This window comes from Neorhizobium galegae, assembly GCF_021391675.1.
In the GTDB taxonomy this organism is placed as follows: Bacteria; Pseudomonadota; Alphaproteobacteria; order Rhizobiales; family Rhizobiaceae; genus Neorhizobium; species Neorhizobium galegae_B.
Map to the genome: position 1 here is coordinate 3,195,721 of NZ_CP090095.1, position 15,738 is coordinate 3,211,458.

Annotated in this window: 12 protein-coding genes; 2 read left to right on the plus strand and 10 right to left on the minus strand. The window is 62.1% G+C overall.

The genetic code is table 11. From position 1 onward, the window contains the following. The first annotated feature begins 18 nt into the window (after nt 1-18). Complete coding sequence (locus LZK81_RS15930) at nt 19-855, plus strand: alanine--tRNA ligase-related protein (protein WP_233956590.1); 837 nt, start codon at nt 19-21, stop codon at nt 853-855. 93 nt (nt 856-948) lie between these two features. Here LZK81_RS15930 and serA read toward each other — a convergent pair whose 3' ends face one another. The 3 genes from serA to LZK81_RS15945 form a co-directional block, all read right to left on the minus strand. Beyond that, complete coding sequence (gene serA / locus LZK81_RS15935; protein ID WP_233953891.1) at nt 949-2,544, minus strand: phosphoglycerate dehydrogenase; 1,596 nt, start codon at nt 2,542-2,544, stop codon at nt 949-951. A gap of 81 nt (nt 2,545-2,625) precedes the next feature. Continuing rightward, the gene (locus LZK81_RS15940) at nt 2,626-3,804 is read right to left on the minus strand and encodes a phosphoserine transaminase (RefSeq protein WP_233953892.1); all 1,179 of its coding nucleotides are present in this window, start codon (nt 3,802-3,804) and stop codon (nt 2,626-2,628) included. Nucleotides 3,805-3,987: 183 nt separating this feature from the next. Further along, nucleotides 3,988-4,824 carry an outer membrane protein gene (locus LZK81_RS15945; RefSeq protein WP_233953893.1) on the minus strand — a complete coding sequence of 279 codons (837 nt, stop codon included), beginning with the start codon at nt 4,822-4,824 and terminating at the stop codon, nt 3,988-3,990. A gap of 595 nt (nt 4,825-5,419) precedes the next feature. On the opposite strand from LZK81_RS15945, the gene LZK81_RS15950 reads away from it, so the two are divergent. Beyond that, nucleotides 5,420-7,387 carry a HAMP domain-containing methyl-accepting chemotaxis protein gene (locus tag LZK81_RS15950; protein WP_233953894.1) on the plus strand — a complete coding sequence of 656 codons (1,968 nt, stop codon included), beginning with the start codon at nt 5,420-5,422 and terminating at the stop codon, nt 7,385-7,387. A gap of 107 nt (nt 7,388-7,494) precedes the next feature. On the opposite strand, the gene glmM is transcribed toward LZK81_RS15950, so the two are convergent. The 7 genes from glmM to tolB all read right to left on the minus strand — a co-directional run bounded on the left by glmM (nt 7,495) and on the right by tolB (nt 15,734). Next, the gene (gene glmM, locus LZK81_RS15955) at nt 7,495-8,847 is read right to left on the minus strand and encodes a phosphoglucosamine mutase (RefSeq protein ID WP_046603580.1); all 1,353 of its coding nucleotides are present in this window, start codon (nt 8,845-8,847) and stop codon (nt 7,495-7,497) included. Nucleotides 8,848-9,077: 230 nt separating this feature from the next. Next, nucleotides 9,078-11,012, minus strand: a complete 1,935-nt coding sequence (ftsH, locus tag LZK81_RS15960; RefSeq protein WP_046603579.1) for an ATP-dependent zinc metalloprotease FtsH — start codon at nt 11,010-11,012, stop codon at nt 9,078-9,080. Between the two features lie 105 nt (nt 11,013-11,117). Further along, entirely contained in the window at nt 11,118-11,615 is a 498-nt protein-coding gene (locus LZK81_RS15965; protein ID WP_233953895.1) for a hypothetical protein, read from the minus strand. Further along, the gene (gene tilS / locus LZK81_RS15970) at nt 11,612-12,478 is read right to left on the minus strand and encodes a tRNA lysidine(34) synthetase TilS (protein WP_233953896.1); all 867 of its coding nucleotides are present in this window, start codon (nt 12,476-12,478) and stop codon (nt 11,612-11,614) included. The genes LZK81_RS15965 and tilS overlap by 4 nt, the downstream gene beginning before the upstream one ends. A 7-nt stretch (nt 12,479-12,485) precedes the next feature. After that, on the minus strand, nt 12,486-13,541 hold the full coding sequence (ybgF, locus tag LZK81_RS15975) for a tol-pal system protein YbgF (protein WP_233953897.1): 1,056 nt from the start codon (nt 13,539-13,541) through the stop codon (nt 12,486-12,488). Nucleotides 13,542-13,716: 175 nt separating this feature from the next. Beyond that, nucleotides 13,717-14,250, minus strand: a complete 534-nt coding sequence (gene pal, locus LZK81_RS15980; RefSeq protein WP_046603576.1) for a peptidoglycan-associated lipoprotein Pal — start codon at nt 14,248-14,250, stop codon at nt 13,717-13,719. Nucleotides 14,251-14,420: 170 nt separating this feature from the next. Further along, nucleotides 14,421-15,734 carry a Tol-Pal system beta propeller repeat protein TolB gene (tolB, locus tag LZK81_RS15985; RefSeq protein ID WP_038544862.1) on the minus strand — a complete coding sequence of 438 codons (1,314 nt, stop codon included), beginning with the start codon at nt 15,732-15,734 and terminating at the stop codon, nt 14,421-14,423. Nucleotides 15,735-15,738: the final 4 nt, after the last annotated feature.

A 15,738-nucleotide genomic window follows, 5' to 3' on the forward strand; every position in this document is an offset into this window, starting at 1 on the left:
TATGTCACAGCGGGACGCCTGATCCAGCACTACCGGGACTTCTGCCTTTCAAAGGGTATCGACTTCACACGCATTCAATCCGTAAGGCCGCATGACGCCACCACGCTCTTCTGCAGCGCTGGCATGCAGCAGTACAAACTCCTCTTCTCCGATCCCTCCCATAGAGGAACCGTCGCAAACAGCCAGGCATGCCTGCGTCTGGGCGACCTGGACGAAATCGGAGACGGAACCCACTTCCTTCACTTCACCATGCTCGGCCTCTTCTCCTTCCGGGAGATGAGCGTTGGCGGTGCCATCGATTTCTGGCTCGAGTTCCTGCGAACGCTCGGTCTTACGCCGGATCACGTCACCATTCATCCCGACCGCCTCACCGAATGGACGCCGCTTTACCGCGGACGCATTCCAATCGTCCCGGATCCGGAATGCACGTGGAGCGACGGCAGCATCACCGGATACAGTACCGAGTTCTACAAGGACGGGGTAGAGATCGGAAACATCGTCAATCCGCTCGGAACCTGCATCGATGTCGGCTTCGGCGCCGATCGTCTCAATATGCTCATCAACGGCACGCCGCCGGAGAATGTGCTCGAAACGCTCGGCAGCGCGATCGTGAAGATCATCGAAAGCGGCTACCCTCCTGGCAACAAGGAGCAGGGTTATGTCCTGCGCAAACTGCTCCGCCGCCTGCATCGGATGGGCGGCACGTTCGACCATCCTTTCTTCATCGAGGAGGTCGCACGTCAGGAACGGCTTCGGGCGAGATATCTGCGCCTGCGGGAAAGGCACCCCGGCATGAGCCCCGAATGGTGGTTCGATACGCATGGCATCGAGCTCTCCGACATGCCGGACGGATAAAATGAAGAAGGCCTCCGGCATACTCGCCGGAGGCCTTCGTCCTATTCGGAAAACCCTCACCACCACAACAGGCGTGAGCAGTTTCGGTGATGGTTACTCGACGTTGAACGCCAGCGGCTTGGCCTGGCGGATCGCCGGGTTGGCGGTCAGTTTCGCCAGCACATCGGCCGGAACCGGACCATCGACATAAAGGAGAGCGATCGCATCGCCGCCTTCCTTGTCGCGGCCGAGATGGAAGTTGGCGATGTTGACGCCGGCATTGCCGAGCGTCATGCCGATGAAGCCGATCATGCCCGGCACGTCGGTATTGGCGATGTAGACCATGTTGGTGCCGACATCCGCATCGAGGTTGATACCCTTGATCTGGATGAAGCGCGGCTTGCCATCCGAGAAGACCGTGCCGGCAACCGAGCGGGTCATCGTGTCCGTCGTGACAGTCAGCTTGATATAGCCGTCGAAGACGCCCGACTTGTCGCGCTTGGCTTCGGAAAGGATGATGCCCTTTTCCTTGATCATGATCGGCGCCGAAACCATGTTGACGTCGGAGACCTGGGAGCGGATGAGGCCGGCAAGCAGCGCGCTCGTCAGCGCCTTGGTGTTCATGCCGGCAGTCGAGCCGTCATAGAGGATCTCGATTTCCTTGATCGCATCCTCGGTGACCTGGCCGACGAAGGCGCCGAGCACGTCGGCAAGCCGGATGAAGGGCTTCAGGCGCGGCGCTTCTTCCGCCGTGATCGACGGCATGTTGATGGCGTTCGAGACCGCACCCTTGATCAGGTAGTCCGACATCTGCTCGGCGACCTGAAGTGCTACGTTTTCCTGCGCTTCGGTGGTCGAGGCGCCGAGATGCGGGGTGCAGACGACGTTTTCGAGGCCGAAGAGCGGGCTTTCGGTGGCGGGTTCGACTTCGAACACGTCGAAGCCGGCGCCGGCGACATGGCCGGACTTGATGGCTTCGGCAAGCGCTGCCTCATCGACGAGGCCACCACGGGCGCAGTTGATGATGCGAACGCCGGGCTTGGTCTTGGCGAGGGCTTGCCTGCCGAGGATGCCGCGGGTCTTGTCAGTCATCGGCACGTGCAGGGTGATGAAGTCGGCCTGGGCCAGAAGCTCGTCGAGCTCGACCTTGGTGACGCCCATTTCCTCGGCGCGCTCAGTCGAGAGGAAGGGGTCGTAGGCAAGAACATGCATGCCGATGCCGATCGCCTTTTTGCAGACGATGCCGCCGATATTGCCGGCACCGATGACGCCGAGGATCTTGCCGGTGATCTCGACGCCCATGAAGCGCGACTTTTCCCACTTGCCGGCCTGGGTCGAGGCGTCGGCTGCCGGAAGCTGGCGGGCGACAGCGAACATCAGGGCGATGGCATGTTCGGCTGTCGTGATCGAATTGCCGAACGGGGTGTTCATGACGATGATGCCGCGGCGCGAGGCGGCCGGGATATCGACATTGTCGACGCCGATGCCGGCGCGGCCGATTACCTTGAGGTTGGTTGCAGCCGCGATCAGCTTTTCGGTCGCCTTGGTGGCGGACCGGATCGCAAGGCCGTCATAGTTGCCGATGATCTCGGCAAGCTTTTCCTTGTCCTTGCCGAGCTTCGGCTGGAAATCGACTTCGACGCCGCGATCGCGAAAGATCTGGACGGCGGTTTCCGACAATTCGTCGGATACGAGAACGCGAGGTGCCATCAGTGGGCCTCCTGAAAAAGTTTCTGTCGTGAATGAGGGAATGGGCTCCGCTTCGTCAGCGGAGCCGATACGCGACTTGCTTTAAGCGGCGGCCCTGGAAAGCGCAGCCTTCTGCGTTTCGAAAGCATAGGTCAACCAGGGCATCAGAGCCTTCATGTCGGCTTCTTCGATCGTGGCGCCGGCCCAGATGCGAAGGCCGGACGGCGCATCGCGATAGGCACCGATATCAAGCGCGACGCCTTCCTTTTCGAGGATAGACACCATGCCCTTGGCAAAGGCTTCCTGCGCGTCGGCATCGAGAGCGGCGACATCCGCGTCGGCGATCTTCAGGCAGACAGAGGTGTTGGAGCGCGTCGCCGGATCGACGGCGAGGTTGTCGATCCAGGCGTTGGCGGCCACGAAATCGTGGATGACCTTGGCATTGGCATCGGCGCGGGCGATCAGGCCTTCAAGGCTGCCGACCGACTTTGCCCAGACGAGCGCATCGATATAGTCCTCGACGCAGAGCATCGACGGCGTGTTGATCGTCTCGCCGACGAAGATGCCTTCGATCAGCTTGCCGCCCGAGGTGAGGCGGAAAATCTTTGGGAGCGGCCAGGCCGGAACGTAGGTCTGCAGGCGCTCGACAGCGCGGGGGCTGAGGATCAGCATGCCATGGCCGCCCTCGCCGCCCAGAACCTTCTGCCAGGAGAAGGTGACGACGTCGAGCTTGGCAAAGTCCATGTCCTGCGCGAAAGCCGCCGAGGTGGCGTCGCAGATCGTCAGGCCCTTGCGGTCTGCCGGGATGAAGTCGGCGTTCGGAACACGGACGCCAGACGTCGTGCCGTTCCAGGTGAAGACCACGTCGCGGTCGAAATCGACCGTGGAAAGGTCCGGAAGCAGGCCGTAGCCGGCTTCGATCTTGCGGACGTCCTTGAGCTTCAGCTGCTTGACGACGTCGGTGACCCAGCCGGCGCCAAAGCTTTCCCAGGACAGCATGTCGACGCCGCGCTCGCCGAGCAGCGACCAGAGCGCCATTTCGACGGCGCCGGTATCGGAAGCCGGCACGATGCCGACGCGGTAATCCGCCGGCACGTTGAGAATTTCTCGGGTGAGGTCGATGGCCTGCTTCAGCTTCGCCTTGCCGACCTTGGCGCGGTGCGAACGACCGAGCGGCGCATCGGAGAGCGCTTCGAGCGACCAACCGGGGCGCTTCGAGCAAGGGCCAGAAGAAAAATGGGCGTTGTTCGGACGCAGGTCCGGCTTTGCGGCGTTTGCCATATGGCTATCCTTCCAGATAGATGGCCTCTCGTTGGGGAGAGGTGTCCCGCCGCTGTGGTTATGCCTGAGTGCTTTAACAGTCAAGCGACTAATGTCGCCCGCTGACAAATTTTTGCCGCAGCTCTGTCGCCCCAAACGCAAAAAGCCGCCCGAAGGCGGCTTTCGCTTGGAGATGAGGCAAATTTACTTGTAGACGATCTGCTGCGGCGGGGGCTCGTAAGCCGGCGGCGTGTCGCATCCGCCGAAGATGTAGCGGGCGCCGACGCGGGCTTCATGCGAATAGAAACCCTTGTCCTTGCCCGGGCCACCGCCCGTTGAGTAACCGAACATGTCGCCGCCGGCAACCTGACGGAAGCGGTAGCCGACATCGGCCTTGACGTTGCAGGTGATGTCGATCGACGCACCGGCCATCAGCGCGTAGGTGAAGCGCCAGCTCTTTTCGCCGCCATGGGTCACTGTGTCGTCGCAACCGCCGCCGGCGTCGTCGCAAGACGTGTTGCGCAGGTTCGACCACTTGACGTAGGTACCGCCGATACCGGCACCGACATAAGGCGTGAAATAACCATAGGTGCCGAGATCGACATAGGCGTTGGCCATCAGCGAATAGGCGTGCAGCGCAGCGAGATCCGTTGACGTGCAAACGGGACCGGAGCCGCAGCCTCCATGCGTAGAACCCCGGAATTTGCTGTCGAACATATAGTCGAGGGTGACGTCGGTGCGCAGGTAGCTGTTGATCTGATAACCGACACCGCCCCCGAGCGTGAAGGCATCACGTAGATCGGAACGGTCGAATTCGGCCATCGCCACGCCGGGCGTGCCGGTACCCTGGTAGAAGTCGGTGCCGCGCGACTTCTTGAAGGAATAGCCGACGTCGCCGCGAAGGTACCAGCCGGTAGCCTCCTGAACGGTCACTTCGGGCGCATCCTGATAAGGCTCCGGCTGCGGCTGGTAAAGATCGGCGGAATTGGCGGCACTCACCGTCAGTGTCAGCGCAAAAGCGCTGGCCAGCAACTTTTTCATGGGTTCATCTCCAAAGCTCGTATCGCGTATGGCATGCAAAGCGGGCAGCCAACGGGTTGATCCGCTGTGGATGATGATCGACAAAGGTTAAGTCTCGCTTAACCATGCTTATTTACCGCGCGTTTTCCTAAAATCGCAGGCAATTCTACAAGTAACGGCGTGCCTGAGACTTGCAGAAGGCATCGCATCCGGCAGAATCCGTTCTTTTCGCCGCAAGGAAAGATCCGCCATCCACGGCGCCGCGCGGAATTATTGATCTCACCTGCTTCAGTAGAAAATAGTTAGCAAATGGTAATTTACACTTAGATAAACAATTAATTCTTTATAAACCATAGATAGCTATTTTTAGCACATTCCGAAGGGGGAAATACCGGGGAATCGATAGTGCCGAAAGACTGGTGGAGCACACCTGAGCGCCGAGCGCATTCTGAACTCGACGCTTGGATTGCCGATACAGTCAATCCGCAAATATCTTTTGCGCCAAACAAACAACTCCAGTCGGCGAACTACTGCGATGGGATTGCGCGAGTGCTCTTCCGAAGAAGATGACCGCGTGTAGCTGCGGCGAAAGGCGCCGCAAAAGAGAGAACTGTCCATGAGCAATGTCAAAACATTCGGCATAGCATTCCGACTGGCTATCGGGTTCGGCTTTTTACTTCTCCTGATGATCGGCCTGACTTTCTATTCCACCAGCGAGGTCAAGACGATCGACAACGACCTGGCAACCGTAAACGACGTCAACAGCGTCAAGCAACGTTATGCCATCAACTATCGCGGCAGCGTGCACGACCGGGCGATCGCGATCCGCGATGTAACGCTTGTCACGTCCGAGGCTGAGCGCAAGGAAGCGGAAGCGCTTATCGGCAAGCTCGCGGCATCCTATGCGGAAAACGAAAAGCGCATGGCGGAAATGGTCGGTGCCCCTTCCGGTGCAACGGATCGCGAAAAGACGATACTGGCCGAGATCGCCGACATTCAGTCCAAGACCAACCCGCTGGTCAGCCAGATCATTTCGCTGCAGGAAAAAGGCGATGGCGATGCGGCCCGCAAGATCCTGCTGGAACAGGCCCGCCCGCTCTTCGTCTCCTGGCTTGGCGCAATCAACAAATTCATCGACCATCAGGAGGCGCTCAACAAAACGATCGGCGGCGATGTCCGCAACGCGGCGAGCGGCTTTAGAAATATTGCGCTGGCTGCCCTCGGCATAGCCGCACTGCTTTCGATCATTGCCGCCTTCTTGACCGCCCGCTCGATCATCGGACCGCTCTCCAAGCTGCAGCAATCACTGAAAGCCATGGCTGCGGGCAACCTCGAAGGCGACCGGACGATCGAGGCGCGCGGTGACGAGATCGGCATGCTGGCCCGCGCCGTGGCGGCCCTCCGGGAGGCCATCTCCGTCAAGGCAGAGCGCGAAGCGGATGCCGAGGCGAAGCGGACCGTTGGAGAACGCCACAGGCTGGAACAGGAAGCGACCGAGCGTAGTGCGCTCGCCGAACAGACGAGCCAGGCGGTCCGCCAGCTCGCCGACGCTCTGCAGGCCCTGGCAAACGGCGACCTGACCCGGGAGATCAACACCCCGTTCACTCCCTCGCTCGACCAGTTGAGGGCCGACTACAACGCCGCGGTGGCGAAACTTCGCGAAGCGATGCAGAAGGTTGCCGCGAATGCGAGTGCGATAGCCGCCGGTGCCCAGGAAATCCGCTCGGCCTCCGACGACCTCGCCAAACGCACCGAACAGCAGGCGGCCTCCGTCGAAGAAACCGCAGCGGCCCTGGAAGAGATCACCACGACGGTTTCCGACTCCAGCCACCGCGCTCAGGAGGCTGGCAACCTGGTGCGCATGACCAAGGAGAACGCCGAACGTTCCGGCCGGGTCGTCCGTGATGCGGTCGATGCGATGGGCAAGATCGATTCATCCGCCGTCGAGATCGGCAACATTATCGGCGTCATCGACGAGATCGCTTTCCAGACCAATCTGCTTGCTCTCAACGCCGGCGTCGAGGCTGCCCGTGCCGGCGAGGCCGGCAAGGGCTTCGCGGTGGTGGCGCAGGAAGTGCGGGAACTCGCCCAGCGTTCCGCCAAGGCCGCAAAAGAGATCAAGGAATTGATCCACACCTCCAACGACCACGTGAAGAGCGGCGTGGCGCTGGTCGGGGAAACCGGCAAGGCCCTGCAGGAGATCGTCATCCAGGTCCAGCAGGTCAACGGCAATGTCGAGGCTATTGTGGAAGCCTCGAAGGAACAGGCGACCGGCCTCAAGGAAATCAACACGTCGGTCAATACAATGGATCAAGGGACGCAGCAGAACGCGGCCATGGTCGAGGAAACCACCGCAGCGGCACACAGTCTTGCCCGGGACGCGGAGGGCCTGTTCCAACTTCTGTCGCAATTCCATATCGGCGGCAGCGCCGTAACGGGAACCTCTTCACATCGGGGCTCGCCCGCACTCGCATCCGGCAGCAGCCGCCCGGCGGCATCGCCGGCCCGCCGAATGGTTGCCAAAGTCGCGCAGTCGTTCCAGGGCAACGCCGCTGCCGCAAAGCAGGATTGGGAAGAGTTCTAGAGGCGGCAGGAACGGCAATTCGGCCATCCGGAACTTGCCGCAAAAATAAAGGCCACCCGCGAAAACCGCGGGTGGCCTTTTTCATTGGGCTTGGGGGGCTTGCGCCGTCAGGCCGCGTTGCGGACGTTGGCGATGACGCCGACCAATCCGTCGACGATGCGCTCGATCTGTCCCCGGTCGTCGCCTTCCGCCATCACCCGGATCAGCGGCTCGGTGCCGGACGGGCGGATCACCAGGCGCCCCTTGGCAGCGAGCTCGGCTTCAGCATCGGCGATCGCCTGACGCACGATTACGTCCTCCAGCGGCTTGCCGCCCTGGAAACGAACATTCTTCAGAAGCTGCGGCACAGGATCGAAACGGCGGCAGATCTCGCTGACCGGCCGCCCGAGCCGCTTTGCCCGCGCCAGGACCTGCAGGCCGGCGACGAGGCCGTCACCGGTCGTGCCGAAATCGGAGAGTACGATATGGCCGGACTGTTCGCCGCCGACGTTGAAATCGTGTGTGCGCATATGCTCGACGACATAACGGTCGCCGACCTTGGTGCGCGCCAGATCGAGACCCTTGCCGTTGAGGAAACGTTCCAGGCCGAGATTGGACATCACGGTCGCGACGATGCCGCCGCCTTTCAGCTTCTGGTCCTCGGCCCAGCTCTCCGCGATGACGGCCATCAGCTGGTCGCCGTCGACGATCTCCCCGCGCTCGTCGACGATGATGACGCGGTCGGCATCGCCATCGAGTGCGATGCCGATGTCGGCGCGCACCTCATGCACCTTCTTCTGAAGCGCTTCCGGGCTGGTCGAGCCGCAGTCGAGATTGATGTTCGTGCCGTTGGGCTCGTTGCCGATTGTCACCACCTCGGCGCCGAGTTCCCAGAGCGCCAGCGGAGCCACCTTGTAGGCCGCGCCATTGGCGCAATCGATCGCGACGCGCAGGCCGTGCAGGGTAACGTCACGCGGCAGCGTACGCTTCACATGTTCGATATAGCGATAGATGTCGCCCTCGACGCGCTTCGCCCTGCCGATATCGCCCGATTTGGCGAGCTGCGAATGCAGGTCGCTGTCAAGCAGGTCCTCGATGCGCATCTCCAGCTCGTCGGAGAGCTTGTAGCCGTCCGGGCCGAACAGCTTGATGCCGTTGTCTTCGTAAGGATTGTGCGAGGCGGAGATCATCACGCCGACATCGGCGCGCAGCGACCGGGTGAGCATGGCGACCGCCGGCGTCGGGATCGGCCCGAGCAGGAAGACGTCGAGGCCGGCAGCGGTGAAACCCGCCACCATGGCGTTTTCCAGCATATAGCCGGAGAGACGCGTATCCTTGCCGATCACCACCCGATGGCGATGATTGCCGTTGCGGAAGATCGTGCCGACGGCGATGCCGACGCGCATCGCGAGATCCGGCGTCATCGGATGAATGTTGGACTGTCCGCGAATGCCATCGGTGCCAAAATAGCGGCGTGTCATATAAGCTCCTTCGTCATCGCGCCTGAACGTCGCGGTCCTTGCAGGGATCGAACCCGCAGTATGTTAGACGGTAAAACCGGCCCGAAGCTTGGCTCATGCCATAGTTTAACGGCACAAGCACATAAATTAGCATCAAAATCGATTATATCCCGTTACTCATAACAAAACCTTCCAAGCAAAAGCCGCCGTGAGTTGCTCCACGGCGGCTTTTGAATTCAGTCGGCGAAGGATCAGTGCGGCTGCGGTTCCAGACCGCTTTCCGGCTCTCCGCCCTTCGGTTCGTCCTTCTTGGAGCCAGCCGAGGGAACAGCCGAACCGCGGGTCGGAGGCGCATCGTCGCCGAGATCGCGCGACGGCTTCTGGCCCTTGATCAGCGCCTTGATCTCCTCGCCCGAAAGCGTCTCGTATTCGAGCAGGCCTTCGGCAATCGCAACGAAGTCGTCGTGCTTCTCGGTAAGAATGCGGCGCGCCTCGGTATAGGCTTCGTCGATCAGACGGCGAACCTCGGTGTCGATCTTCTGGGCGGTCGATTCCGAGACGTTCTTCGATTGCGAGACGGAATGGCCGAGGAAGACTTCCTGCTGGTTCTCGCCATAGGCGACCTGGCCGAGCATGTCGGAAAAGCCCCACTGGGTGACCATCGCGCGGGCAAGCTTCGTCGCCTGCTCGATGTCCGAGGATGCGCCGGAGGTGATGTTTTCCTTGCCGAAGGTCAACTCCTCGGCGACGCGGCCGCCCATCATGATGACCAGACGCGAGACCATCCACTTGTAGCTCATCGAGTAGCGGTCGCCTTCGGGCAACTGCATGACCATGCCAAGCGCGCGGCCGCGCGGAATGATGGTCGCCTTATGCAGTGGATCGGCGACAGGAACATTGATCGCGGTTGTGGCATGGCCGGCCTCGTGATAGGCGGTCAGCTTCTTTTCCGCTTCCGTCATGGCGGACGAGCGGCGCTCGGCGCCCATCATGATCTTGTCCTTGGCGTCTTCGAACTCGCTCATCGTAACCATGCGCTTGTTGCGGCGCGCGGCCATCAGGGCTGCTTCGTTGACAAGGTTCATGAGGTCGGCACCGGAGAAGCCGGGCGTACCGCGGGCCAGGACCTTGAGGTCGACATTCGGAGCCAGCGGCACGTTGCGGGCGTGTACCTTGAGGATGCGCTCGCGGCCGACGATATCCGGGTTCGGCACGACGACCTGACGGTCGAAACGGCCTGGACGCAGCAGCGCCGGGTCGAGAACGTCGGGACGGTTGGTCGCGGCGATCAGGATGATGCCTTCATTGGCTTCGAAACCGTCCATCTCGACGAGGAGCTGGTTGAGGGTCTGTTCGCGTTCGTCGTTACCGCCGCCGAGACCGGCGCCACGATGACGGCCGACCGCGTCGATTTCGTCGATGAAGATGATGCAGGGCGCATTCTTCTTCGCCTGCTCGAACATGTCGCGCACGCGGCTTGCACCGACGCCGACGAACATTTCGACGAAGTCGGAACCGGAAATGGTGAAGAAGGGCACGTTCGCTTCGCCGGCAATCGCACGGGCGAGCAGCGTCTTACCGGTGCCCGGAGGGCCGACAAGCAGCACGCCGCGCGGGATACGGCCGCCGAGACGCTGGAACTTCTGCGGGTCGCGGAGGAATTCGACGATTTCTTCGAGATCCTGCTTGGCTTCATCGACGCCTGCGACGTCTTCAAACGTCACGCGGCCATGCGCTTCGGTGAGAAGCTTGGCCTTGGACTTGCCGAAGCCCATCGCGCCACGCGACCCACCCTGCATCTGCCGCATGAAGAACAGCCAGACGCCGAGGATGAGCAGCATCGGCAAAAGCGTGCCGAGATAGCTGAGGAACCCCGAGGATCCATCCGTTTCCGGACGGGCGACGATGGTGACGTTCTTGGCCTGCAGCCGATCCATCAACGAATCGTCGATGACGGGCGAATAGGTCTGAAATCCCGAGCCGTTTTCATTGTAGGTGCCGAGCACCCGGTTGCCCGTGACGACGACATCCCGCACTCGCCCCGAATCCACATCCCGCAGGAACTGCGAATATGGGACCTCACGCGAGCTGGTCTGCGACGGTGCCGTCTGGAACATGCTGAACAACGCGACCAGCAGGAGGGCTATGATGACCCAGAGGGCGATATTACGAAAGTTTGGGTTCATTGAACTCCCCGGACTGCGACGGCCAGCTTCTTGAGGCGGCCGCCTTGCTTGCCGCATAACATAGGGTTGCGGCAAGTCCTTGCCAAGGCGAACCGGAGCCGCCGCCTACCTTTTCCGCGAGGAATCCTTAACTGGTAGCCGGGGGAAAACGTCGCATCCGAGCAAAACCGCGAACTGAATGCCAAGAGTAAGCTCGAACTGCGGCAAAAAACGGTCGAAAGGCGCAAGGAGAGGCTGGACGATACTTCGTTCGGCCACCCCTTTGTTTTCGCGATCCTCCGTCGAAAGGAGGGCATTGGATTCGATGAAAGGCATCGCTGCCACGGCGCGCATGGCGATTGCGGGCGGCACGTCGGGAAACAGCGCCAAGGCTTCGTCGCGATCCGGCGCAGTCGAGCCGACGATGATGTCGGCAGAATCCCGGTTGGTGATCCGGCAGCGACCGTCCCAGATTGCCGTATCGCCGGGGGCTACGTGCAGCGGCAGTATGCCGCGGTTTTCGCGGACGAGATAAAGCCCGTCGCGGCGCCGGTCGAAGATCACCCGGCCGGCCGTGATGCGGCCCGGCTGGCCGCCGCCGAGAAAGGCCATGATCCGGTTCATGCTGTCGCTGCCGAGCGCATGCTCCCTCCCCCGAGCACCGCGGCGAGCAATGACAGTGCGTGACCCCGCACGGCCTCGTCCCCCTGCAGGCCCGCTGGGGCAAGATGCGCCAGCACGCCCTGGCGGATCGTCACATGCTCCCGCACAAGCCGCGCCGCCGCATCGGAAAGCGCCGTCCGTCGCTCAGCGGCCATGGCCTGGGCGGCTGCGTCGAACCGATCCTCCTGCGCCAGCCGTCCGCGGACCCGCACCCGCTCGTAATGCGGATCGAGATTGCTGGGATCGTCGATCCAGCCCTGCCCTTCCCTGGTCAGGAAGTCACGGACATCGGACCGGCGGGTCTCAAGGAACGGCCGCAGCAGCCAGCGGCGGCGATCGAGGAGCACCGCCCGGGCCATGCCGGCAAGCCCGGAATTTGCATCGCCCTCGCCCCGGGCAGCGCGCATGGCAATCGTTTCGGCCTGGTCGTCGAGCGTGTGGCCGGTAACGATTGCCGTCGCGTCGACCTCGTCGGCGACCTCGAGCAGCAGCCGGTAGCGCGCCTCGCGGGCCGCCGCGGAAATGCCGGTCCGCGGCTTCTCGCCCTCCCACCGGCGGATGAAATGCGGAATGCCGAGCCGGCCGCAAAGGGCTGCCACGGCACGCGCCTCGTCCGCCGATCCGGGTCTCAGCCCATGATCAATCGTCGTCGCGAAAAGCGACAGGCCGGAGCCGGGGAGATTGGATTTCGAAAGGGCGACCAGAAGCCCGCAGGAATCGCTGCCGCCGGAAATCGCCACGAGAAGGCGCGCTGGTCTGGCGAGATCGGCAATCAGCCGTTCGGCTGCCTGTTCGGGCGACAGGATTTTCGGTCCCGCGGTCACGGGAGGATCAGCAGGCCAGGCGCTTCTGTTCGCTGCCCACCTTGGCGAGCACGGCCTTGGGCGCGCTCGGATAACGGCGACTGACTTCCTTGAGGGTTGCGCAGGCCGTGTCGGTATTGTCGAGTGCGGCAAGCGACATGCCGAGCTTCAGCAGCATTTCAGGCGCCTTGGGCGACTTGCCGTAGGTCTGGTGCGCGTTGAGGAAGGTCTTGGCGGCGTCGTTGTATTTTCCCTGGGAATACTGCGATTCGCCGAGCCAGAAGCTCGCATCCGCCACCTTGGCGCCCTTTGGATAGGCCGTCAGGTAACCGTTAAATTCCTTCTCGGCGAGCGGATAGTCGCCGGCCAGCACATGGTTGTAGGCGGTCTGATAGGCATCGTTCTCGCTGCCGAGCGATGCTGTCTGCTGCGAGTCGGTTCTGCTCGTCGGTGCGGGAGGCGTCCTGGGCGAAACCTGCGGGCCGGCCTCGACGCCCGGAAGCCCGGCGGCATTGTTGGCACGGTCGTTGCGGCTTGCGCCGCGCGGATTGCCGTTCTGGTCGAGATCCATCGAACCGAGCGTCGTCGGAGGCGGCGCGCGGCCGGGTGCGGTTGCCCCGCCGGCACCCTGACCGGACGGCGATTCGATGATCCGTGCCACATCGTCGGAGGACTGGGCGGGAGCGGTCGCCTGCGGCAACGGGGGCTGGGCGGCGGGAGCGCGGTTGGACGCCACGGCCGGTTTCCCGGCCGCGTCGTCCACTTCGGTGCGCTTCTTCTTTTCCAGGTCCTGGAAGCGGAATTCGTTGTCTTCCTGCGTCTTGCGCAGCTGCTCCTGCATCTGCAGCAGCTGAAAACTCATTTCCTCGATCCGGCCGTTCAACTGCCGAACCTCTTCCTGGAGCTGCTGGATACGGACGGCATCATTGCTCTGCGCCAGAATGACCGGGGGCGGAGTGGTTTCCCGCGGCTGTTCTGCAGCAGGCTGATTGCTGCCCTGGAAGAGTTTCGGCAGCGACAAAGCCCCGGCCGGGGCGCTCGTCGCCATCAGCCCCAGCATTGCTGCCAAGACAAGTTTCTTCATCTTTGTCCGTCCTGCTCTTTAGTCTGCGCCGGATTGGCGCGAGAGGAGATTTTTCCAACTCCCGGCAAAAAGCAACCGAGCTCCAAGTCAAAAATCCCGGAAAACAGGGCTAAACTATGGAAAAAACAAAAAGGCGGCCCGAAGACCGCCTTTTATATCGAGCCTGTGGCTCGGATCACATACCAGCGCCGCCGAGAACGGTGACCGCGCGACGGTTCTGCGACCAGCAGGAGATGTCGTCGCAGACGGCAACCGGGCGTTCCTTGCCGTAGGAGATGGTCTTCAAGCGATTCGCCGGAACGCCGCGCGAGGCGAGATATTCCTTGGTGGCGGCAGCGCGGCGGGCACCGAGCGCGAGATTGTACTCGCGTGTGCCGCGTTCGTCGGCATGGCCTTCGACGGTGATCGCGTAGTTCGGATAGCGAGCCAGCCACTGGGCCTGACGGTCGAGCGTCTGCTGAGCGTCGGCACGGATCGAAGTGCTATCGGTATCGAAGAAGATGCGGTCGCCGACATTGACGGTGAAGTCCTGGGTCGAGCCGGGCGTTGCGGCGCCGGCGCCGTTGAGGCCGAGCTCACCGGCATTGTTCGGCAGGTTCTTCTTGTTGGCGCAGCCGGCGAGCGCAAGTGCCAGCGTCAGCGCGATGACGGCAGGATTGCGGGCGAGGATCTGCATGCGGCTCATCGCCGAAGTATCGATGCGGCTCATGGCCGGTCTCTCCTTGATCAGTATTTCAGAGTTTCCAGATTCTAACCGGGTTCGGTTAACCATGATCAAATTCTTATGGTTAACAAAATATTCCCGGTGTCACTTTTCGTTCAATTTCAGCAGATTGGGGCGGGAAAGAGGCGTAAATCCGCCTCTTTTGCCTCAATCGCCTATTCGAGCAGCGGCGACCAGGCCGGGTCCGAACCGTAGGACGGCGTCTTGACCTGGAGTTCGTTATAGCCGGTCAGGTCGATGGAATAGAGCTGCGGACCACCGGCGCCGGCATTCTGGCGGAAGAACATCAGCACGCGGCCGTTCGGCGCCCAGGTCGGGCCTTCATTGTGGAAGCCGCTGGTCAGGATGCGCTCGCCCGAGCCGTCCGGCTTCATGACGCCGATCGAGAACTTGCCGCCCGACTGCTTGGTGAAGGCGATCAGATCGCCGCGCGGCGACCAGACAGGCGTCGAATAGGAACCGTCGCCGAAGGAGATGCGGGTCTGGCCGGAGCCGTCCGCGTTCATCACGTAGATCTGCGGACGGCCGCCGCGGTCGCTCTCGAAGGCGATGCGTCCGCCATCCGGCGCATAGGAAGGCGAGGTGTCGATCGCCGCCGTCGAGGTGAGCCGCGTCGTGGTGCGCGAGCGCAGGTCCATCGTATAGATGTTGGAATTGCCTTCCTGCTGCAGACTCATGATCACCTTCTGGCCATCCGGAGAGAACCGCGGCGAAAACGTCATGCCCGGAAAATTGCCGACCACTTCGCGCTGTCCGGTCTCCAGCTGCAGCAGGTAGACCCGCGGCTGGTTGCCCTCGAACGACATGTAGGTGACTTCCTGCCGGCTCGGCGAGAAGCGCGGCGTCAGCACGATATCCTTGGTGTTGGTCAGCATGCGGACGTTGAAGCCGTCCTGGTCCATGATCGCCAGCTGGCGCTGGCGAGCGGTCTTCGGCCCGCTTTCGGAGACGAACACGACGCGGGTGTCGAAATAGCCGTTCTCGCCGGTGATCTGCTTGTAGATCGCATCGGCGATGATATGCGCGACGCGGCGCCAGTTCTCCGGCTGGGTAAAGAACTGCTGGCCGGTCATCTGGCTGCCGGCAAACGTATCCCACAGGCGGAACTCGGCACGCAGGCGCCCATCGCCTTCGCGGGTAATCCGACCCGTCACCAGCGCCTGCGCATTGATGACCTTCCAGTCCTCGAAGCGCGGCGCCTTGTTGGGATCGGCGATCTTTTCGATGAAGGCGCTCTTGTTGATCGGCGCGAAAAGGCCGGAGCGCTGCAGGTCTGCGGCGATCACCTGGGAAATCTGGGCACCGAGATCGTTGTTCGACAGGAAATCCGTCACCGCGATCGGCAGCGGCTGAATATTGCCCTTGTTGATGTTGATCTCGACGACAGCGTTGGCCGGGGTCGCGGCCATCAATGCCGTCAACATCCCCGCGGCCACCATCACGGCGCGAAAAAAAGAACTCTTGATCATTGAA